The organism is Coprococcus phoceensis, from assembly GCF_900104635.1.
GTDB lineage: Bacteria > Bacillota > Clostridia > Lachnospirales > Lachnospiraceae > Faecalimonas > Faecalimonas phoceensis.
The window spans coordinates 82,389-103,041 of sequence record NZ_FNWC01000006.1; the positions used below are offsets into that span (position 1 = coordinate 82,389).

Sequence of the window (20,653 nt, forward strand, 5' to 3'; positions counted from 1 at the left end):
TTTTAGTTGTAGGGCGGTCGCCCGAAAGCGTAAAAGTGGGATTGCCAGTAGCTTGTGTTGATATCTGCATACTGAATGGGGTCGCCGCAATGCAGCATTTTTCCGCCGCCCACATAGATACCCACATGGGAAACGCCCGGTGTATCGTAAGTGCCGATGAAAAAGATCAGGTCGCCGGGTCTTGCGTTGGCAGAGGATACCGTGGTGGAAATATTGTAGAGCCCCTGGGCTCCCAGCCTGCCCGTATTGCAGACGCCGCTTTGCGTCAGCACCCAGGACACGAAGCCAGAGCAATCAAAGGAAGTGTTTGGATTGCTGCCGCCCCAGACATAGGGATAGCCAATGTACTTCTCCGCCTCGGTAATGAGCGCCGCAAAGGTTTCATCTTCCATTGCGGAAGGTGGGATATCATAGGTGGTGGGCGGTTTGGTGTACTTGTCTACATAGCCGGAGCCTGGGAATAAATCTTCCCGGTTCCCCAGCGTTGCCATATAGACCGCATACAGGGAAAGTGTTTCCTCGTCCATGATGTAGACCGGCACATGGGAAAGGTCGAAGTTTTCCAGCTTTACCTTGCAGATATAGTAGTTATACGGTACTTCCACGTCATAGTCGTTTCCTTCGCTGTCTGTCCGTGTCTCCGTCCGATAGCGCACCTCCACCTCCACGGTCTGCGTCAGGATGTACTGCTTTTCAAAGAGCATTTGCAGTTCCTCCTGGACCTCGTCGATGGTGAACACCCCTTCATGGAACGCCGTGAGAATGGAGATCAGCACATAAGGGTCATGCTCGATCTCGTCCAGGTCAAAACGGTATTCGTCATATCCGGGGTGCAGAGCCTCATAGTGATCCAGTTCATATTGAAGTTCCTGTTCCAGTTCGCAGTAGGCCGCCTCCGCAGCCAGCATATCCGCATCCTCGGAGAGATAAGAGGAAGTAAATACACCGCCCACGCCGGAGCCTGCCATCATGGAACAGGAAGATACCCCGCCAAACAGCAGGGCAACACAGGCGCCAATGCCGATCACCAACAGCACCGCCCGGCTATGGTGCTTGATGTAGAGGAAAGTTTCCTTGAAGGCGTCCTTTGCTTTCTGCGCCGCACTTTTCGCCGTGGCTGCGGTATTCTTTGCGGTTTTCTCCGCCTGCCGCAGCTCCTTTGCATAGTTCCGTTTGATCCGCTGTTTCTGCAGAAAGCGGGATACCGGGTTAGAAGCTGCCAATGCAGGATCGTCATGCAGTGCCTTTTGGTAAAGGTAGTCGGCGTTTGCCTTAAAAGAAGCCTGCTCTGCCTTAGCCGCGTCACGCCAGGGCTTTGTGCGGTGATGGTGGACGGCGGCACGGACTTTGCCCTTTCCATAGGCAAACCCGCGTTCCGTCAACACCTCGCCTTTGTGTCCGGCCTCTACACCCACATTTTCCTGCTCTACCTCATGCACCTTCGCGTGGGCAGCGTGGACAAGCTCATGGACAGGCCGAGAAAGCGGATTGTGCCGCAGGCGTCCGTTGGGGCGTTTCTCCACTTCTTCAAAGTGAAGCTGCGTTTTGCCTTTTCCGGCTGTCTCGTCAAAAACACGCTCGGTACGGAGAACTTTCTTTGTGGGGATAGCGGCTTTCGCCGCGTCCAGCCGATCCGCCGCACGGTCGGAACGGTCAATGTATTTCCCAAGTGCGGGATCGGCACGTTCTTCCTCGGTGAATTGCAGACGGGAGGACGGGCGCTGCCTTGCAGCAGAACCATCCCGCACCGCCTGGGTATCAGCCTTTTCAGCCTTTCGTGCGCTTTTCTTCTCATGGTGTTCCGCCGCACGCAGGGCAAGATCAGCCGCAGCGCCAGCGGATTCTTCCGAAGAAGCGGACAGTTCCGTTTCCGGCTCCCGGCTGCTGATATGTTCCACCTCTCCCGTGGCAAGGTTTTCCGATACCGCACCGTCACGGGTCATTTTCTGCGTGATCTTATCGGTCGCTTTCAGTTCCCTCATAGGCAGTCACCTTCCTTTCCATAAGGGCAAAAGTCGCCGCAGGTGCCATTCTCGATCATGGCGATATAGCGGAAAATGGGATAGGCCTGGGGCGGGCAGACCGCATTTCCCAAAGTTTTCAGCCGCAGCGCCCGGTCATCCATGCGCTCGGTCATGCGGGGGATTCCTTCCGGTTCGGCGGCCCAGAGGATACGTCCGTCCATCCTTTCGGGAAACCCATGAGCCATTCCACCCAATCCGGGTTCAGCGCCGCCGTTTCGGACACCGGCTGTTCCTGGGAGATGATCTGCGCCGACAGGTTCCCGTCCTTCTTCGCCGGATCGAAGGCCGACGGCTTCAAGGTCGAGCGGAAACCGTCCGACGCCACCGGGGTCAGATAGAATACCGCCGCCGACAGGCTGAGGCTCCAAATCGCCCCGTTTCGGTTCCTCTTGCGGAATATCCCATTGTCCGACAGGAACACATCCAGGCTTGCCGCATCCCTGGCGGTGTTGTTGTCTGAGGCAAGGGGTGTGGGAAACATCAGCCGCGACGATAAAAGTTCGCTGGCGCTCATGCCATGCGCCGACGCCGCAAGCCGGAAATACGAATGGGAGAACAGCGTATCCCGCTTTTGCCAGGTCAAAGATCGTTTTGTCGAGCCCCATATTGATGAAGCCAGCAACATTTTCCCCAAGCACCCAACGGGGCCGCAGCTCGGTAATAACGCGGCACATTTCCGGCCACAGGTAGCGTTCATCCGCAAAGCCCTTCCGTTTTCCTGCGGTGGAGAAGGGCTGACAGGGAAAGCCGCCTGAGATAACGGTAACTGTTTCAAGTCCTGTTTTTTCAAAAAACGCCTCCTTCGTGAAAGTAGTGATATCCCGGAACCTGGGAACATCCGGCCATCGTGCGGAGAGGACGGAGTGCGGAAAATCCGCCCACTCGCACTGGCAAATGGTTTCAAACCCGGCAGCCTCCGCCGCCAGGTCCAGACCGCCAATGCCGGAAAACAGGCTCACATGGGTCAGTTTACTCATGGTCCTTCGGCACACGGAACGGTTCGATCTCACTTTCCAGCTCCGCAAGGACCGCCTCCATATCCGCCGTAACCGCCTTGCTTCTGGCAATCAGCCGGTTCATCACATCAAAGAAAGTTTCACCTTCCTGTTTTTCTTCCGCATGCAAATAATGGGGATCATTCATGTTCGTTTTCTCCTTTCCCGGTTTCACCAAGTTTTGTCGTCATAATGCTGTAAAGTTCATTGTCCTTCGGGAAGTCATCCACAAAAGGCAGAATCACATTGCCGAAGAAGATCAGCCCCTCGCCGGGGCCTGCGTTGCTGATATGCGCCGCCTGCTGGTTGGAGATATTCAGGCGCTCGCAGAGGATTTTCCTGTCTCCGCTGGCCTGGTTCAGAAGGTACACAAAATCGCTGTTTTCAAAGATATTCTCGATCTCCGGGGAGGAAAGCAGGTCCTTAATGTTCTGCGTGATTCCTGTGGGGATACCGCCCCATTTGCGAAAGCGTTTCCAAATCTCCACGCTCCAGGAACCAACTTCACCGCGCAGAAGAAGGTGGAACTCGTCCACGAAGTACCAGGTGGATTTGCCCTGATCCCGGTTTTGGGAAACACGGTTCCACACCTGATCCTGGATCACCAGCATACCCAGGCTTTTGAGCTGCTTTCCCAGTTCCTTGATATCAAAGCAGACAATGCGGTTGTTGATATCCACGTTGGTACGGTGGTTAAAAACATTCAGGCTGCCATGCACATATAGTTCCAGTGCCGCCGCGATCCGCTGCGCCTCCGGCTCCGGCTGCCGTTTGATCTCGTCATACAAATCTTCCAGCAGCGGCATATTCTCCGGGCGGGGGTCTGCGATATAGGGGCGGTACACGATCCGCACGGCACGGTCAATGACCGTTTTTTCCACTGGCTCCAGACCGTTCCGGCCGCCTGCCGCCAGTTCACAGAACGACAGGATAAAGTCGGATTTCAGCGCCAGCGGGTTATCATCCTCGCTGTAATTGAGGTTGATATCCATAGGGTTCACATACTGCGTACTGGTAGGTGAGATTTTGATGACCTGGCCTTCCAGACGGTTCACCAGCGGAAAATATTCTGCCTCCGGGTCGCAGATCAGGATATCGTCCTTTGTGTTCAGGAACACACCCACGATGGAACGCTTTGCGGAAAAGCTCTTGCCGCTGCCGGGCGTACCTAAGATCATGCCGTTGGGCGTTTTCAGCTTTTTGCGGTCAGCAAGAATCATATTGCCGGAAGTGGCATTGAGCCCGTAGTAGAGGGCTTCGCCGCCGTGGAAAATCTCCTGTGTGGTGAAGGGAACGAACACCGCCACCGCCGAAGTGGTAAGCCCACGCTGTATCTTAATGCGGTTGACACCCAAGGGCAGAGCCGACACGAAGCCGTTCTCCTGCTGAAAGTCCAGCCGCACCAGGGAGCAGTTATATTTCTGTGCCACGCTTGCCGCACGGAGAAGGTCATTCTCCAGCTTTTGCTTGCTGTCCGCAAAGTTCACCACCAGGAAGGTCATCAGGAACATTCGCTCATTTCTGCTTTGCAGATCACGGAGGATATTCTTTGCCTCGCCTGCGTAGGTGGCAAGGTCGGTGGGGATGATATCCATATCGAAACCTTCCCGCACCGCCTTTTTCTGTGCGTCGATCTTCATACTGTCAATGTCGGTGATCTTCCGCTTGACCGTTTTGATCGCCTCGTTCTGGTCCATGCTACGGATATGGAGGCTGACAAGCAGCCCGTTGTCCGTATCCAGCAGTTCGGTGAGCATACGGTCATCCATTTCCGGTGCGCTGATCTGCAGAAAGGACACGGCACAGAATTTATCCGCCATCGTGAACTTCCTTGCTTCACCGAAGCGGAAAGAAGAAGGTGCGATAAAATCCTGGACCGACAGGCCGGAAGGGGCAAGCCAGCTCCATTCAAAGGCAAACCGTTCCCCGTCCGGGTGCAGGATGCCGTGGAGCATTTCCAGCCACTCCTTGCCGCCAAGCTCTTTTGCCAGAGCGCCCATGACCTTGAAATGGTTGAGGGCGTCCATGACGATCCGGGAAAATCGTGCCCGTGCGGTTTTACTGTCCCGTGCCTCGATGGTGAGGGTCAGGTACTTTGTTTTGATAAGACCGTTGTTGCCCCGTTCAAGCTGCTTGCGGAGCATTTGCGTGTAAAGCTCACGGATATGGTCGAAGTGATCTCCCTGCGCCGCGATCTCGATACGCTTCACAAAATCCTCCCGGTTCATGCGGCGGCTCACAAGAGATAGCTGCATCCCGATAGAAGCGTCATGGGCGTTATACATATCACAGAGGGCTTCAAAGATCGCCGTCTGATCGTCAGGTTTCGCAAGCTGATAATTCACATCCTCGAACTCGATACACTTCGACCAGGTGTGGTCATCCAGCTTGCATAGGCCGTCCGGGTACATCTGGCGGAACGGTAAGGTGTCCTGTGCGGAATGTACCTTGCCGTCGCCTCTGGCGGTTTCCAGAATACGGCTGATCTCACGCTTTTCTGCGGCGGTCAGCTTTACCGTGGGTTTTGCCGCCTGCTGTGCCTGCGGCTCTGGCTTTCGCTTTCTGAACAATGGCTTTCACCTCCTTTTCCGCCTGGGCCTGCCGCTCCAGGGCTGCGTAGAAATTGTTTGTCTGGTAAGGCCGTTCCTTCGTCCGCAGGAACATACAGCGGATGACCTGTCCGGCTACTACCTCCAGGGGTTGGCCGTGCCGCTCATACATGGCGAGCAGAAAGAACGGGAGCATGACGATAATCATGCAGAACGCGGCGGCACTGTTGCTGGCCGTGCGTCTGAGCAAAAAGAAAAGCGGTACTCCGATGAGTGCCGCCGCTCCGAAACATATAAGCTGCCGTTTGGTAAGCCCAAACAGCACTTTGGATTTTACTTTCGTCAAATCCTTTGGAATGGTTACATACGCCAATTTATCAAGCCTCCTTAATGCGCTCCGAACAGGCTCTTAGAGAGGCTGCCGGTCTTGAACAGGGCGAAGCACAGCAGGACCGTGTAGCCCATGCAGGCCCATATCGCGCCTGAGATGTTTCCGTCCGTGGCGATACTCTGTACCAAAACAGAGTAGATTCCCACGCACACCATGATTAGAAATGCCTGGAACGCCAATGCAAACAGGGATTTCAAGTAGTTCTGTCCTGTATGGCTCCAATCCCGGTTCGTCATAGTGGCAAGCGGAATCGGTCCAACGGAAGTTGTCAAATACACCTCGATCATGCGGCCGTAGATGACAAGCATGATACAGATGGAAAGGGCGTTCATGGTAAGCCCCACGAAAAGGGACTGGAACCATAGCCCGAACAGTTCTCCCGTGCCCAGGGCTTCAAGCTGCGCCTCCATATCCGTGATGACGCTGCTGATATCAATGGAGGTATTCCCAATGATGACTCCCGCACTGCTGTTCACAACGCTTTGCCCTACATCGAAGATACCCATGACGATATTCCATGTGTTCGTCACAATAAGAACGGCACAGAAAGTCTTGAAAATCCACTTGAAGAACATCCAGGTATCTACATCGTGCAGATTGTTTTTCTCTGTCACAAGTTGGATCAGCTCATAACACATTACGAATGTCAGGATAACCCCGGCGATTGGAACGATCACCGTTTCAGAGAGGTTTCGGATCATAGAAAAGACGCCGCTGTTCCATGCCAGCGGCGTCTGTCCCACTTCACCGGCGATCTCGCCTACTTTGGTATTGACCGTATCGAACATGCCCGACAGGTTTCCCGTGATCCCCTCGATGAGCAGCCCTCGGAGCCATTCATCGAGTTTGTCGAGTATGCCGCCCATAAGCGATCACCGCCGGACGATCAACCGAACAGGCCGGAGAGCAGAGGTACAAGGGTGATGCCGATGAGGGCGACACCGCCGCCGGCCATCAACTGTTTCATACCCTGGCTTTTGGAAGCAGGGTTGTCCTGGCCGTAACCTTCCAGAAGGTTGATAACGCCCCAGATACCAAGACCTGCGCCCAGGGCCACTACGAGAGTCTGCAAAACACCAACTGCACTGTTGAAAAATGCCATAAAATAATCCTCCTAAAAAATGTTTTTGATTTGGGTTTAAGTAGTTGCGTCAATCTCGTACACATCGAAGGTGTCCGTGGGTTTTACCACGGCACGCTGCTTCTTCATGTACCGTTCCATGTCAAAGACATTTTTAGGGTCGGCGTCGGCCGTGTATCTGTAATTCGGGTGCCGGGTGAGGTCGTACTTGTCCGAAAGGAACGGGCGCACGCCCCGCAGCATGAAAATACACTTGCCGCCGTCCATCACTGCCAATTCGTCCTGGGTCATCAACTCCTTTCCTAATTTCTGATAACTGAGGCCGTGGGAAACCTGGCTGCCCCGGTTTTCGGACTGGTTATAGAGATCAATGGTCTCTTTCCCCAGCAGCTCCGAAATTTCCTTGAGCGTGGATTTCTCCTTGCCTCCCAAAAACAAGGTGCTGTCACAGTTACCGACGATGGTATCTGCCGCGTCCTTGTAGATGGTCTTTAACTGGCTCTGCGACTGCAAAATAATAGAAGCCGATATTTCACGGCTTCGGATGGTGGCGATCAGCTTATCGAAGTTCGGTATCTGGCCGATGTTGGCAAACTCGTCCAGAATCAGACGGACATGGACGGGCAGCCGCCCACCGTAGAAGTCATCCGCCTTGTCGCAGAGCAGATTGAAAAGCTGACTATACATGAGGGCGGCCACGAAATTGAAAGTGCTGTCTGTATCTGACAGGATCACAAACAGCGCCGTCTTTTGGTCGCCCAGGGTATCCAGTTCCAGCTCGTCATATTCCATCAGGTCCCGCAGCTCCTTGATATCGAAGGGAGCAAGCCGGGCACCGCAGGAAATGAGGATGGATTTTAAGGTTTTGCCCGCCGCCATCTTGAATTTGCGGTACTGCTTGACGGCGAAGTGGTCCGGCTCCCGTTCCTCCAACTGAGAAAAGAGCAAGTCCACCGGGCTTTGATAGGTTTCGTCGTCCTCTCTGGCTTCACTGGCATTGATAAGGTCCAGAAGTGTGATGAAGTTCTTTTCTTCCTCCGTGGCCTCGTACCAGATGTAGCCAATCAGCGCGGAATAATAGAGGCGTTCCGCTTTGACCCAGAAATCTTCCGAAGATTTTTCGCCTTCGCCCTTCGTGTTCATAATCAGGGCGTTCACCAGTTTTAAGATATCCTTCTCTGACCGAATGTAGGCCAGTGGGTTGTATCTCATGGATTTTCGGAAGTTTATCAGATTGAGGCACTTGATACGGTATTTCTTCCGCTCCAGGAAAGTGCCGATCTCCGGCAGCAAGGTTCCTTTCGGATCGGTGCAGACATAGGACGAATGGGCTTGCAGCAGCGACGGCTTACAGAAGAACCGCGTCTTGCCGCTGCCGGAACCGCCGATCACCAGAATGTTTTTATTTCTGGCATACTTCGGCTGCTTTGGGCGGCTCGCCATCGTGATCCGCTCCGTCTGCGTCATAGGGATGTTCTGGAAAAAGTCCTTGTCCATGTAGGGAGCGATATCCGCCGCAGTCCCCCATGAAGCGTTTTGTCAAGTGCTTTTCGCAATTTATTGACGCAAAACAGGATTTTTTCAAGAGAAAAGCCCCATGCGGTCAACATGGGGCGAGTTGATAAAGTGAAAGTGCGAAAGTGCAAGGTGCAAAGGCTCTGCGTTTTGCACTTTCATTTTGCAGTTTCGGGCGGCTGCTTCTTCTTGATGAAGTTGTACCATTGACTTCCAACGCGCCTTGCGCCCAATATGCCGCCCATGCTGCGCTTGGCATTTTGTACCGTTCTTTCGGATATTCCGGCTTCGGCTGCCGCCTTGACAATATCCTCGCTTGCCATTTCCTTACCGTCTGCAAGTAAATCGAGTATCAACCTTTCCGCTTGCTCGGTCTTGGTTTCGGTGTTGCCGCCTGTGCCGGACAGCAGTTCATCAGCGGTAATGTCATATTCGCCTATCCATGAAAAGCCGCTTTCCGCGCCCAACGAAAACGCCATAGGCTTACCCTCCGGTGCAAGGGAAGATTTGTCGTGAATGATAACGCGCACATTCGGCTCTCGTTTCACGCGCCCTATGAGCAGCACACTACGAGCGGCGGCTCGGAAGTCGATAGAGCCTAATCCCCGGTATGCGCTCTGACCTCCGGCAGCTTTGTTCAAGTGCCCGATAAGCACAACGGCACACCCGGTACGCTCTGCAACTTCGGCAAGGCGGCGAAAGATAGGGCGTATTTCGTTTGCCTTGTTCATATCCGTTTTTTCGCCTACATACGCCTGTATGGGGTCAAGGATTATAAGACGCGCCCCGGTCTGCCGGATTGCCCTTTCTATGCGTTCATCGGATAAGGACAATTCCTGTTTGCCCTCGTCAATGACAAGTACCCGGTCAAGGTCTGCGTCCGCTTCCATAAGGCGCGGCTTGACGGTATCGCCCAAACCGTCCTCTGCGGTCTGATAGATAACATTAAAAGGCTCATGCTCTGCCATAGCCGGAAAGGGCTTGCGGTTGGTACAGGCGGCGCAAAGGCGCAGGGCAAGGGTGGTTTTTCCCTCGCCGGGGTTGCCCTGTACGATTGTTACCTTTCCAAAAGGGATATACGGCTCCCATAGCCATTCAACGGTCTGTGTGTCAACCTCGCTCATGCGGATAATTTCAACGGTTTCTTCCTGTTGCGGCTCACGCAAGCCATAGACAGCTTCGCGCAGATATTTTCCGTCTGTAATTTCCTCTTTACGCTGTAAAACCTCGTTCCAGTCTTTGAACAACGGTACAAGGCGATTGACGGTGTAGCCTTGGGGGATAATGCTGTTAAGGCGGCTGCAAGCGTCTGTCCCGGCTTTGTCGCTGTCAAGGCAGAGATAGACGGTCTTGATATTCGGACGGTCAGAGAGAAAACGCAGCAGGGCTTTTTCACTCACGCCGCCCAATGACAGATAGCTTTGTTTCTGCCATTCCTTTTTGAACAGGCAGAGGAAAGATAACAGGTCAATGGGGGCTTCAAAGACAAAAAGCCTTTCGCCCTCGCCCCGGTAGCAGAAGTTAAAAGTCTTGTCGCTGCCTTTCACATCAAGCCGGAAGCTGCCCACCGTTCCCCGTTGGTGGGCATATCTCGGTATGCCGCTTTCATCTCTGCCGACAAATACGGCGTTATGGTGGGCGGCTTCCTCGTAGAGATCGCCGCAGGAAAAGAAAAAGCCCGACACATCTTCATCAATGCGCCGGGCGGCTGTAAGGTAGTTCCTCGCTGTTTGGTTGTCGGGGCTTTTGGGTGGTAGTCTGAATTGCAGATAGACGGGTGGGGGTGCTTCGCCCCGTTCGCCTATCAGCATTTCAACGGCTTCAAGAAAACTTTTGCCGTAAAACTCCATGACAAAATCAATCGGACCGCCGCCTTTGCTCTGGCTGTGCCGATACCATCTGTTTTCTCTGACCGTCAAGCTGTCGTGCCGTTTCCAACGGTACTCCTGTCCGGCGCGTTCAAGCTGTTCGCCCTGGGCTTGCAGGAATGATACAAGGTCGGTCTGATTTGCCCGGTCAATCTGTTCTTTGGTGTAGGTCATAGGGAAATATCCTCCTTTTTGCGTCTTGGTGTTTGGTGTGTCTGTTCCTGTGTGCGCTGCTCGGCTTGCTCTACAATATCAATGCACTTTCGGATTTGCTGTAACTCCTTAACCTCGCTGCGCTTTGTTTTCAGTTCTTCATATTCGCCTGTGGATTGGGCTTTCAGTTCGTCAAATTCTTTCTGCCACTCGGACACCTTGAAAGACTTTGTACCCTCCGGCAGATTTGCGTGCAGGAAACGGTTGGCGGCGTTCCAGATAATGAGGTCGCTTTCGTGGGCTTGCTCAAATTTTTCTCTCTTTTTGCCCCATCCGTTTTTCAGCGTTTTCAGTTCATCGTGAATGGGCTTCAAGCGGTTGTAGTTGCTGCCATGCTCGATAAACTTTTCCAATGTCCTCATGCGCTTCTGCTTGGCAACAACGCTTGTATTCAGCCGCTTTGCTTCTTCATCAACAGAGGAAAGGGCAGCGTCCAAATCTTCAAGGGTAGCAATGCCCTTGCTTTGCAGATAGACAATCGCCTTGCTGATTTTTTGCAATTCCCCGGCAGTATGCTGTTGCTGCCAGCCCTGTGAATACTTCCGGCTTTTCTCTCGTTCAATGCTCAAATACCTTGTAAGCAGCGTGGCAATATCGGGAGAGTGCGGGGCAGCTTGCAGTTGCTTCTTAGCGGCGAAAACCTCCGCAAGCCATTCTTTCAAGCTGTCGATATAGCCCCGGATTTCCCGCATAAGTCGGTTGGTCTTTTGTATCATGCGGTTGATTTCTCCCTTGTCGGTGGCTATGCCTTTCTTCTCCATTTGGGAAGCTGCAACACCCATGTGGACGGTGGGGAGTTCCTCAATACCACGCTCTGCATGGCTGCGGTGGTCGATACGCTCCGCGCTGCCGCTTCGCTCTAAATAGTCGTTGGCAAGGTCAGCCCACGCCTTGCGCCATAGGTCGGCGTTCTCCTGCCTGTTCCAGTCCATAAGGTCAACCTTGCGCGTCTTGTATCTGCCGCTTGGCAGCTTTACGCGCTCCCCATTTTCGTCAAGGACATATTCCTTTTTTGACTTCGCCGCCCATGTGCCTTTTTCATCAAGGGGGCGCATAGTCAAAAGGATATGAGCGTGTGGGTTGCCGTTGCCTGTGTCGTGGATATTGAAGTCGGCGCACATTCCTTTGGAAACAAATTGAGAGGAACAGTATTCCCGGACAAGGCGGGTCTGTTCCTCTCTTGAAAGTTCAACAGGTAGGGCGATTTCGATTTCCCTCGCAAGCTGTGAGTTATTCGATTTTTCGATTTGCTCCACGCTGTTCCATAGAATAGAACGGTCAGAGAAAGAGGGTGGGGCATGGGGCGGCAGCATGATTTCAGAATGAACAACGCCGCCTTTTCTTGTATAGTCGTGGGTCAGTCCGTCCCACTCGTTTGTCAGCTTCTCTCCGGCGCGGTAGGCTGCTGCGGCTACGGCAGATTTGCCCTTTCCCCGGCTGACAATCTTAATGCTGCAATGGTAGATTGCGATAGTATCACCTCCCGATACGGTCAACAAAACCCCATGAAAGTGAATAGCTTGCAAAGCAAGGTGTTCGCTTTCGTGGGGTACACAAAAGGGTAGACAGCGCAAGCTGTCGCAGGGAAAGTGTAGGTTTCCCTGTCGCGGCGCAAGCCGCCAATCTCTGCACAAGGCAATAATGCCCGGTGCGGAGATAAAGCCCTCGGCAGAGCGCACACGCCCGTTAGGGTGTATAAGTGCGCCCTTGTGTGCAAGGGTAATTCTTCGGTGTCGCTTCTCCGGCTCGTTTTCTCAAAAACTCCTGCGCTTTGTCGCTGAAAACCGCGGTGTAGAGGAAGTCGCGGGCTTCCTGTTCTGACATATCAATGAGTGCCGGGACAAGGCTTTCAAGGTAGCCGCCCCGCGAACAAAGACGGTGGTTGCGCTCCTTGCGCTTCTCAATGGCAAGTTTGCGGTCAAGCATTTTGTTCCTGTTCTCATACTGCCGGATTTTCTTCTGTGTCAGTTCCATTTCGGCGTTACATTCCTCGATGGTGGTCGGTGGTTTTTTCTTCGACATGGTAGCCCTCCTTTTTGATTTTTAGTAAAAGAAAAGGGCGGCTACTTCGGTTTGGAAATAGTCGCCCTGTTGGGGAATTATGTTATTGTTATTTGAATAATTATCGATAATCACATTATCAGTAGCCTGTGCTTCTCTCACAAATGCAACAGCGTTTTCTTCTCCGTATGGATAGACATGGATTGTTTCCTTTCCAACAGGGTCAGCAGACCAATCATTGCTATCATACACCTTGAAAGTCAATTCAATATCTGTGTATTCAACAATACCATTTTCCTCAAGAGTATCGGTGCTAAAGTTGATTTCTTCGTTAGCCTTTTTGCCAGCAGCTACCTCGCTTGCAAACATTGGATCGCACTGAACACCATTGATGGAAGCACTCTCGACAGAGAACATATAGGTTTTCTCTGTGGACTTGTTTTCAAGCTGTGCTTTCAGAGTGTAGCCCCACATATTATCGGGGTCGATTTCGGTAATTTTTACCGCACACTCTGCGTTGTCAATGGCAACAACTTCCTCAAATACGATTTGATTTTCGGTGTTGTCGTTTTCGGTGCTTTCTTCATTTTGAGAAGAAGCGGGGGCATCGTCAGATGCGTCAGGTGTCGCTTCTCCGCCACAAGCTGCAAGAGATAGCACTAAAGCAAGCGAAAGAAGCAAGGTTACAAGTTTTTTCATTCCATTCCCTCCGTTATTAAAAAGTGTAACTTTCCAAATTTAAAAAAGCGACTCATAGAATTATTTCCTCCCGTTAAATAATAGATAACTATTAAAAATAGACAATACTTGCTCATAAGTAATGGTACTTAAATTGTTTACTTTGGCGTGTTTCATTGCTTGATGAAACTGATTTTTAGTAAACAGTTGACGATATTCTCGATTGACCCATTTTGAAACAAAGTACGTATATAGCTTCCAATATTTATCTGGAACATCTGTGGTATGGCGGGTAAGTTTTATTAAGACACTGTTTACTTTTGGTTTAGGATGAAAGCATTCCGCTGGCAGCTTAAGCAATTGCTGAATCGAGACTTGAGTGTGCAAGAGCAACCCTAGTGTTCGGTGAATATCCAAGGTACGCTTGTAGAATCCTTCTTCAACAATCAGATAGATGTCAGACGCACGGCTTTCAAAAACCACTTTTTTAATAATTTGTGTGCTTAAATGGTAAGGAATATTCCCAACAATTTTATACCTCTGTTTGTTAGGGAATTGAAACTGTAGAATATCTTGGTGAATTAAAGTGACACGAGTATTCAGTTTTAATTTTTCTGACGATAAGTTGAATAGATGACTGTCTAATTCAATAGACGTTACCTGTTTACTTATTTTAGCCAGTTTCGTCGTTAAATGCCCTTTACCTGTTCCAATTTCGTAAACGGTATCGGTTTCTTTTAAATTCAATTGTTTTATTATTTGGTTGAGTACTTTTTCACTCGTTAAAAAGTTTTGAGAATATTTTATATTTTTGTTCATGTAATCTCTCCTGAAGTGATTAGTGGGAATTTGTACCCCTTATCGATACAAATTCCCCGTAGGCGCTAGGGACCTCTTTAGCTTCTTGGAAGCTGTCAGTAGTATATCTAATAATTTATCTCCATTCCCTTTAGTAACGTGTACTTTCCTGTAAACGCATTTTATCGACAAATTAGCCGGGATATAAACGAATATTTACATTTCAAGACTTGAAAAACGCCGTCTGAAGAAGTATAATATTAAATACCTATAAGCAATAGGCGGTTTACAGGAAAGTACACCTTTCTGTAAAACCGCCTATTTACAATAATTTGGCTTTTTCGTAGATTTCTGCCCGGTAGCGAAAGGTCGCAAGGGGCATACCACACTCTTTTGCGGCTGCTGTGCCGGTAATTTTCCCGGCACGCCACCTCTGATAAACAGCATGAAAGTTATCCGGCAAGGGGCGTGGTGGTCGCCCAAAGCGCACACCCCGCGCCTTTGCTGCCGCGATACCCTCTGTTTGCCGCTGTCTGATATTGGTGCGCTCGTTTTCTGCCACAAAGGACAGCACTTGAAGCACAATATCCGAGAGAAATGTTCCCATAAGGTCTTTTCCCCGGCGCGTATCAAGCAGGGGCATATCCAAAACCACAATGTCAACGCCCTTGTCCTTTGTGATGATACGCCATTGCTGTAAGATTTCTTCATAGTTGCGTCCCAGACGATCTATGCTCTTGATATAGAGCAGGTCGTCTTTTTTCATTTTTCTAAGCAGCTTTTTGTACTGTGGACGCTCAAAATCTTTGCCGGATTGCTTATCCATAAAGATATTCTTATCTGAAACGCCTACCTCGCGTAAGGCGATAAGCTGCCTGTCCTCGTTTTGTTCTCTTGTGCTGACACGCACATAGCCGTAAATGCTTCCAGTCAATTTTTATCCTCCTGTTCGTTTTACATAGACATCAACCGTCCTTACCTAATAATTTTACTGTATCTTTGTGTCATGGCTTGCTTTTCCCGGCTGAAATACCATGCTTCTTTGCATAGTCGCTTGCCGCCTGTCTGCGTTCCTCGCTGTATGGTGCGGTCAGACGGAAAGAGAAGCGTCCCTTTGCAATCTCAAACTCCATACAGCCCGTTTCCGGGTCGCTGTCGGTCAGCTTACAGACAGAGGGGAAGCGGCGGCTGTACGCGGTCAGCCTGTTCTTCAAGTCGGTGTTGTGGGTGCGGATATGGATAAGGGGGTCTTTCTCGTCAAACCAAATATCGGTGGTCTTTTCCTGCTTTTTCAGTCCTGTTTTCATAAACTCTCCTTTCTGCGCCCCTGTTACGCAGTAGGGGCATTTTTCGGGTGTTTTCTTCGGCTCTTGACTTGGGAAAAACGGCGTTTTTTCAATAGAAAATGCTCTGGCGATACATTCCTCGTCCAGAGTGTTCCAATCGTCAAATATTCCGTTTTTACGGCTCTTGACCGTCAGACGCAGAAAAATGCGAATAGTCGGCAAGTATCGCTTTCAGCAGCTTGTCGCGGAATGTTTCTGCGCTTCTGTGATTGAAAAACAACTCCGCAACGATGGTCTGTCCGTTCCGCTGTGTTGTGATGATACCATCCGGCTGCTTCTGCGCGGTGGTTGTGGTTTTCTTTTCTGTCATTGGGTCACTCCTTCCTTTGGGTGCAAAAAAAGGATTTCCCATAGTTGGAAAATCCCTTTCTGCTGTCGGTTATTCTGTTTTACGATACGGGCAGCGCAGCGGCTTGCGCCTTTCGCTTTGCCCGATATTCCCGCGCCTTGATGCGTTCATACTCCCGGCGTTTTTCAAGGTTTTTCGCCCGGTATTCCTTTGAGTAGTTCCGATGATAAGCGCGGCTCTTTTCCTTTTGGGCTTCTTCGATTTTCTCCCGCATTTGCCGGATTTCTTCCTCTGTCGGCTCTGCAAGCTGTGTCAGTTCGTTTTCAAACTTGCCGATATAGCTGAAATATATCCCGATATGCTGAACAGCTTGTTTTGCCCTTTTCTTATCGCGCTCATGCACTTCAATTCTGCTGATAAATTCATTGAGAATGGCGGGGGTAAGGTCGGTAAAGGCGGCGTAGCGTTCTATCAGCTTCAAAAACTTATGCGCCCATCCTCCTGCGTCCTCAAACGCGGATAACTGTTCTTTGAGTTCTGCAAGTTCCGCTTTCAGCGTATAGTATTCCTCCGAATATTTCTGTGACATTTGCTCGTATCGGTCTTGTGGGATAGCACCGAGGGCGTTATCCTCGTAGAGTTTATTCAGCACCTTGTCAATCTGTTCAAGGCGTGTTGTAATTTGCGGAATACGCTTCTGCTGTTTTTTGCTCTTGTCCGTCTGCTGCATATCAAGGTTTTTTCGGACTAATGCTTCAAATTCCTCCCGGTTGCTTATGGAGTATTCTGCAACTTTTTTCAGAACATCCGCGATAGTCTGCATGACTAAATCAGCGTCTATGATGTGCGGGGAATTGCATTTGGGATTTTTGGCTTTGCCCTTGTGGTACTCGCTGCAAAAGGCAACATGACGCTTGCCGCCGTTCCTGTAATCTATGCGAATGTGCATTTTTGCGCCGCAGTCTTTACAGAACATCAAGCCCGACAAAGGGTGGATTTCTCCGTCCCCGTTAGGGCGTCTGACAGGCGCGTTTTCCAAAATCCGCTGTACGGTTTCAAAGTCGGCGCGGTCGATAATCGGCTCATGCACATTCTCGGTTATCTGCCATTCGCTTTTATCTACATAGTGGTTGCGCTTGTCCCGAAAATGCTTTGTGGTCTTGAAATTGACAACATCACCACAATACTCCTGCCTTGTGAGTATCTTGGTTAAGGTTGCTTTGTTCCATTTATAGCGATTTTCCTCGTTCAGCGGTCTGCTTTTCGCTGTCCCTCTGTCGTGCTGTTTGAGGTAGAACGTAGGCGTGAGGATTTGCTCGTTTTTGAGATATACGGCAATTTGGTTTCTGTTCTTCCCGCCGATAAACAGACGGAAAATCAAGCGTACCACTTCGGCGGCTTCCTCGTCGATTATCCAAAAATCCTTGTTGTTCGGGTCTTTCATATATCCGTATGGGGCTTCGGTGGCGATGGGTTTGCCGCTTGCACCCTTGGTCCTGATACCCGTTTTTACTTTCTTGCTGATGTCCTTTGCGTACCACTCCGACATGATATTGATAAAGGGCGCAAACTCCAATGTATCGGGATTGTCGCTGTCTATGCCGTTATTGACCGCGATAAAGCGGACATTGTTCCGTCTGAATACCTCCATTGCATTGCCGACTTGGAGATAATCACGCCCCCAGCGCGTCAGGTCTTTCATAATGCAGACGCCTATTTTTCCGTTTTCCACATCCTCCATCATGCGGGAATAGGCAGAGCGGTCAAAGAACCTGCCGCTTTCGTCATCGTCAATGTAGTGCCGGATATTGGTTAATCTCTGCTGTTGGGCGTACCGTTCCAGAAATGCCTTTTGGTTTACAATGCTGTTGCTCTCGCCGCCATCTCTGTCCTCGTCCCCGACGGAAAGGCGGGAGTAAAGGGCTGTAATTTTATTATATTCGTTCATGTGCATACCTCCTGCGTCCACATAGTTTTCCTTACAGTTAAGATTATGCACCACAGCGGGCAGAACCATACTCGATCCCGTGACGGTACTTCTTAGCGTTCTTGCCTTTCAGGTAGACCGCCATGCGAAGGATCACCGCACCGGCTATGCCGATCAGCAGGTCCGTGGGATGGAAACTGAGCCACGGGGAGGAAAGGGCTGTCGTGAAGCCGTCCCCAATGGAGAGCAGCTTGCCGGAGAGGTCAGCACCGGGCGCAAGCCGGAAAGCCTGTGCCAGCTTATCGAAGGGATACACGAACAGAAGATACGGAAGGTTCAGCAAAAACAATTTTTTCATATTCATCTCTGCACGCTCCGATCTTTGACCTTTACTTTCTCCCGGTCAATGGTACGGTGTTCCGTTTTCTCTGCCGCCTGTTCCTTCGCCTGGGTCAGTCGATCCCGGATGGAGGGCTTTTTCTCACGGCTCATTTTGCGGCTGGCAAACTCCTGAAATGCCGCTGTGATGGCATCCGCGTCCCGGCTTTTGAAAAAGACCAGGTAACGGGGTTGCTCTGCAACGGTGTCCTTCTTCAATGCAAAATCCACATGGTATTTCTTCGCCACATGGGAGAAAGCCTTGATATTCTTGTCGCTGATCTCGATATTGGCAAGACCGGCGTTCTGGCTGGCAAGCTGTTTAAGGCTCTGCCTGCCGCGGTAGATTTTGGGCTTCTGGCTTTTCTGGATTTCCTCCAGGAACTTTTTGACGGCCTTTTCAAAGACCTGCTCACTTAGCTTGGCTCCGTCAACAATGAGCGTCACGGCGCCCCGCGTTACTTCCTCCTGCATTTAGCCTCGCCCCCTTTGCCCGTCCCCGTACATATCGTGCTGCACCAGGGAAGAATAGTAGCTGTTGATGGTGGTCGGGGCGTTATACAGCGCCGCCAGAAGATATTTCTTGATATTGCGGACATAGGTGGTGTTGTCCTTCATGCAGTCCATAACATACTGAACATGGGAACTGTCCAGCTTCATAAACCGGGACTTTACCACCTCTGCCGGATAATCATCTCCGGCAATGCGGATGACTTTGCGGGCAGAACATACGGTATCCACGATCAGGTCAACGATTTCGTCAAGCTGCTCACGGTCGATATGGCTGTCCTGCACCAGATAGCTGTACTCGATGTTGTCCAAAATCACTTCACGATAACATTCTCTGGCTCCCATCCGATCCATTCCCATCCTTGCCCCTGCGGGGGTAGGGGGATTTGATGGGATAGGATTTGATATCTCCGTACTTGATAAATCAGTCTTTGTTTGATTAGTATTTAATTGTGCGGGGTTTTCCGTACACGGTTCCGCCGTATCCGGGATACCCATATCCGGGTTTTCCGTATATGGCTTTGCCGTACCCGGTAAAGGCGTACCTGGGCTTGACGGCGGTTCGCACTGAGGCATTTCGTAAATGACATACTCGGTATCCGTGATCTTGCCTTTTTCATCCCGAAGCTGGGTGCGCCGGATATACCCGTGGTTTTCCAGCTCCTTCAATGCCGCACCGATGCTGTCCACACCTTCCCGGCAGATCGCCGCAAGACCTCTGGTGGTGTAATTCCACTCATCAGGGAGTGACAACATCATGGACAGCAGCCCTTTGGATTTCAGGGTCAGCGTTCGATCTTTCAAGTGATGGTTCGACATGACCGTATAATCACGGGTCTTTTCAATACGAAAAACAGCCATCTTCGCACCTCCTTCCTGTGAAAATAAAAAGTGTTGATTTTGAGCGGTTTACCCGTCTGTATGCCTCCATAGCCTCTCGCATGGGAAAACATCCACGCTCTGTTCAGAACGCAAGCCACGGAGGAAGAAACAGAAGATTTTCCGCTGATTTTGATACAGTTTGGGGCGGCTACCTCTCACGGTCTTTATGGTCATAGTGGAGATCGCCGGAAAGCACCTTCGCATGGTTACGGATTTTGATATGTCCCTTTTCCTGATTTTCCAAAGCCTTGCTGTATCCGGCGTCAGTCAGGAACAGGCGCATTTTCTCACCCTTCCAGCCAACAGGCGAGTCATGGGTAAGAACATCAAAGACAATCATGTGTCTGGTCGCCGGGTCGAAACGCTCTAAAGCCATAATGTCATGGCCAGATAACTTCTGCGCCCCGGATCGCTGCCTGGCTTCTGCCAGCATTTCTCCGATGGTGCGGGCTTTCTCCGGCAGACGGTATTCGGCCTGCACCTTGCGGATCAAATCCATGCACTCCTGATCCGACAGTGGGCGGAGCTTGTCCAGAAGGCCTTCCGCCGTTTCTTTCGTTGCCGGGTTCGGCGCATAGCGCCATGTCATATAAATCTCATTCAGGGCGGCGTTCTGATTGGTACTTTCAATCTGAAACACCATCCTCATTTCTGCTTCTGTCAGTTTCATTGCCAGCCTCCTTCAAAATGGGTATAAAAAAACGCCATAGGTCTTTTGAGCCTACGGCGTTTCTTGCGATATTCACAATTCCAAACTTTCCAGCCACTCGTCAAAAGATTTCTTGGAAACGCGGATCGCATTTCCTATGCGGACGATCCTGAACTCCTCCTGCTTGACGAGCTGATATGCGGTTGTGCGGCCGATGTTGAGCATGGCCGCGATCTGTTCCACGGTGTATGTGCGCGGTTCCGGCAGTGACTTTTTCTCTTTCTTGTCCATAGTAACCTCCATGTATTTGCCTTGCCATTTTGACTAAGGGAGTGAAGAATGGCAGTAGCAATCGGCTTTGGCTGGGTGTCCTCTTGCTAAGAATTTGCTAATAGGACCACCCAACGGACACATAAAACTGCGTCAGAATAGGTGTTTTGCACCATAAAGTTCGTTTACTACAAGTCATTCTGCGTAAGGGATGATATTGGAAGTTACATCCGAACCGTGTATCACATGGTAAGCCATACTCCTAAGCGAAACGTCGCAGGTTCGATTC

Annotated in this window: 20 protein-coding genes and 2 pseudogenes; all 22 read right to left on the bottom strand. The window is 50.9% G+C overall.

All coding sequences use genetic code 11. The features are described 5' to 3' along the window. Positions 1–2: 2 nt before the first annotated feature. Positions 3–1,982 (bottom strand): C40 family peptidase, encoded by a 1,980-nt coding sequence (locus tag BQ5364_RS01300; RefSeq protein ID WP_071143476.1) that lies wholly within the window; start codon positions 1,980–1,982, stop codon positions 3–5. Further along, complete coding sequence (locus BQ5364_RS01305; RefSeq protein ID WP_071143477.1) at positions 1,979–3,001, bottom strand: DNA cytosine methyltransferase; 1,023 nt, start codon at positions 2,999–3,001, stop codon at positions 1,979–1,981. The genes BQ5364_RS01300 and BQ5364_RS01305 overlap by 4 nt, the downstream gene beginning before the upstream one ends. After that, positions 2,994–3,167, bottom strand: coding sequence for a hypothetical protein (locus tag BQ5364_RS18050; RefSeq protein WP_162841117.1), 174 nt, complete (start codon positions 3,165–3,167; stop codon positions 2,994–2,996). The genes BQ5364_RS01305 and BQ5364_RS18050 overlap by 8 nt, the downstream gene beginning before the upstream one ends. After that, positions 3,160–5,589 carry a VirB4-like conjugal transfer ATPase, CD1110 family gene (locus BQ5364_RS01310; protein WP_071143478.1) on the bottom strand — a complete coding sequence of 810 codons (2,430 nt, stop codon included), beginning with the start codon at positions 5,587–5,589 and terminating at the stop codon, positions 3,160–3,162. Before BQ5364_RS01310 ends, BQ5364_RS18050 begins: the two co-directional genes overlap by 8 nt. Further along, positions 5,507–5,941, bottom strand: coding sequence for a PrgI family protein (locus BQ5364_RS01315; RefSeq protein WP_071143479.1), 435 nt, complete (start codon positions 5,939–5,941; stop codon positions 5,507–5,509). The genes BQ5364_RS01310 and BQ5364_RS01315 overlap by 83 nt, the downstream gene beginning before the upstream one ends. A 14-nt stretch (positions 5,942–5,955) precedes the next feature. Beyond that, the gene (locus tag BQ5364_RS01320; protein ID WP_021739912.1) at positions 5,956–6,825 is read right to left on the bottom strand and encodes a VirB6/TrbL-like conjugal transfer protein, CD1112 family; all 870 of its coding nucleotides are present in this window, start codon (positions 6,823–6,825) and stop codon (positions 5,956–5,958) included. 20 nt (positions 6,826–6,845) lie between these two features. Further along, a complete protein-coding gene (locus BQ5364_RS01325; protein ID WP_071143480.1) occupies positions 6,846–7,061 on the bottom strand; it encodes a Maff2 family mobile element protein in 216 nt (71 codons plus the stop codon). 36 nt (positions 7,062–7,097) lie between these two features. Then, a pseudogene (locus BQ5364_RS01330) lies at positions 7,098–8,576 on the bottom strand (VirD4-like conjugal transfer protein, CD1115 family); the annotation flags it as partial. A 137-nt stretch (positions 8,577–8,713) separates the two neighbouring features. Further along, positions 8,714–10,597 carry an AAA family ATPase gene (locus BQ5364_RS01335; RefSeq protein WP_071143481.1) on the bottom strand — a complete coding sequence of 628 codons (1,884 nt, stop codon included), beginning with the start codon at positions 10,595–10,597 and terminating at the stop codon, positions 8,714–8,716. Then, positions 10,594–12,108 (bottom strand): MobQ family relaxase, encoded by a 1,515-nt coding sequence (gene mobQ / locus BQ5364_RS01340; protein ID WP_071143644.1) that lies wholly within the window; start codon positions 12,106–12,108, stop codon positions 10,594–10,596. The genes BQ5364_RS01335 and mobQ overlap by 4 nt, the downstream gene beginning before the upstream one ends. Positions 12,109–12,322: 214 nt before the next feature. Further along, positions 12,323–12,658, bottom strand: coding sequence for a DUF3847 domain-containing protein (locus BQ5364_RS01345; protein ID WP_071143482.1), 336 nt, complete (start codon positions 12,656–12,658; stop codon positions 12,323–12,325). 21 nt (positions 12,659–12,679) lie between these two features. After that, a complete protein-coding gene (locus BQ5364_RS18975) occupies positions 12,680–13,336 on the bottom strand; it encodes a hypothetical protein (RefSeq protein ID WP_071143483.1) in 657 nt (218 codons plus the stop codon). Positions 13,337–13,396: 60 nt separating this feature from the next. Then, positions 13,397–14,134: a 23S rRNA (adenine(2058)-N(6))-methyltransferase Erm(B) gene (erm(B), locus tag BQ5364_RS01355; RefSeq protein ID WP_001038795.1), complete on the bottom strand. Its 738-nt coding sequence runs from the start codon at positions 14,132–14,134 to the stop codon at positions 13,397–13,399. Positions 14,135–14,435: 301 nt separating this feature from the next. Continuing rightward, on the bottom strand, positions 14,436–15,047 hold the full coding sequence (locus BQ5364_RS01360; protein WP_071143484.1) for a recombinase family protein: 612 nt from the start codon (positions 15,045–15,047) through the stop codon (positions 14,436–14,438). 70 nt (positions 15,048–15,117) lie between these two features. Beyond that, a complete protein-coding gene (locus tag BQ5364_RS18980) occupies positions 15,118–15,621 on the bottom strand; it encodes a hypothetical protein (protein ID WP_330511892.1) in 504 nt (167 codons plus the stop codon). Continuing rightward, complete coding sequence (locus BQ5364_RS01370; RefSeq protein WP_456297725.1) at positions 15,575–15,811, bottom strand: transposon-encoded TnpW family protein; 237 nt, start codon at positions 15,809–15,811, stop codon at positions 15,575–15,577. Before BQ5364_RS01370 ends, BQ5364_RS18980 begins: the two co-directional genes overlap by 47 nt. 37 nt (positions 15,812–15,848) lie before the next feature. Continuing rightward, complete coding sequence (locus tag BQ5364_RS01375; RefSeq protein WP_207732025.1) at positions 15,849–17,696, bottom strand: recombinase family protein; 1,848 nt, start codon at positions 17,694–17,696, stop codon at positions 15,849–15,851. Positions 17,697–17,745: 49 nt separating this feature from the next. Continuing rightward, positions 17,746–18,039: pseudogene (locus BQ5364_RS01380) on the bottom strand (VirD4-like conjugal transfer protein, CD1115 family); the annotation flags it as partial. Then, positions 18,036–18,527 (bottom strand): PcfB family protein, encoded by a 492-nt coding sequence (locus tag BQ5364_RS01385; RefSeq protein ID WP_071143489.1) that lies wholly within the window; start codon positions 18,525–18,527, stop codon positions 18,036–18,038. The pseudogene BQ5364_RS01380 and the gene BQ5364_RS01385, both read right to left, overlap by 4 nt. Then, positions 18,528–19,424, bottom strand: coding sequence for a DUF6017 domain-containing protein (locus BQ5364_RS01390; RefSeq protein ID WP_071143490.1), 897 nt, complete (start codon positions 19,422–19,424; stop codon positions 18,528–18,530). A gap of 169 nt (positions 19,425–19,593) precedes the next feature. Beyond that, positions 19,594–20,115 (bottom strand): DUF5720 family protein, encoded by a 522-nt coding sequence (locus BQ5364_RS18790; protein ID WP_071143491.1) that lies wholly within the window; start codon positions 20,113–20,115, stop codon positions 19,594–19,596. Positions 20,116–20,187: 72 nt separating this feature from the next. Then, positions 20,188–20,385, bottom strand: coding sequence for a helix-turn-helix domain-containing protein (locus BQ5364_RS01400; RefSeq protein ID WP_114000934.1), 198 nt, complete (start codon positions 20,383–20,385; stop codon positions 20,188–20,190). Positions 20,386–20,653 lie beyond the last annotated feature (268 nt).

Bases quoted from the DNA above. Each gene is read 5' to 3' on its own strand.
- BQ5364_RS01370 (WP_456297725.1), bottom strand. From the start codon at position 15,811: ATGGGAAATCCTTTTTTTGCACCCAAAGGAAGGAGTGACCCAATGACA.
- BQ5364_RS18790 (WP_071143491.1), bottom strand. From the start codon at position 20,115: ATGAAACTGACAGAAGCAGAAATGAGGATGGTGTTTCAGATTGAAAGT.
- BQ5364_RS01385 (WP_071143489.1), bottom strand. From the start codon at position 18,527: ATGCAGGAGGAAGTAACGCGGGGCGCCGTGACGCTCATTGTTGACGGA.
- BQ5364_RS01335 (WP_071143481.1), bottom strand. From the start codon at position 10,597: ATGACCTACACCAAAGAACAGATTGACCGGGCAAATCAGACCGACCTT.
- BQ5364_RS01300 (WP_071143476.1), bottom strand. From the start codon at position 1,982: ATGAGGGAACTGAAAGCGACCGATAAGATCACGCAGAAAATGACCCGT.
- BQ5364_RS01320 (WP_021739912.1), bottom strand. From the start codon at position 6,825: ATGGGCGGCATACTCGACAAACTCGATGAATGGCTCCGAGGGCTGCTC.
- BQ5364_RS18050 (WP_162841117.1), bottom strand. From the start codon at position 3,167: ATGAATGATCCCCATTATTTGCATGCGGAAGAAAAACAGGAAGGTGAA.
- BQ5364_RS01375 (WP_207732025.1), bottom strand. From the start codon at position 17,696: ATGAACGAATATAATAAAATTACAGCCCTTTACTCCCGCCTTTCCGTC.
- BQ5364_RS18975 (WP_071143483.1), bottom strand. From the start codon at position 13,336: ATGAAAAAACTTGTAACCTTGCTTCTTTCGCTTGCTTTAGTGCTATCT.
- BQ5364_RS01325 (WP_071143480.1), bottom strand. From the start codon at position 7,061: ATGGCATTTTTCAACAGTGCAGTTGGTGTTTTGCAGACTCTCGTAGTG.
- BQ5364_RS01400 (WP_114000934.1), bottom strand. From the start codon at position 20,385: ATGGACAAGAAAGAGAAAAAGTCACTGCCGGAACCGCGCACATACACC.
- BQ5364_RS01305 (WP_071143477.1), bottom strand. From the start codon at position 3,001: ATGAGTAAACTGACCCATGTGAGCCTGTTTTCCGGCATTGGCGGTCTG.
- BQ5364_RS01345 (WP_071143482.1), bottom strand. From the start codon at position 12,658: ATGTCGAAGAAAAAACCACCGACCACCATCGAGGAATGTAACGCCGAA.
- BQ5364_RS01390 (WP_071143490.1), bottom strand. From the start codon at position 19,424: ATGGCTGTTTTTCGTATTGAAAAGACCCGTGATTATACGGTCATGTCG.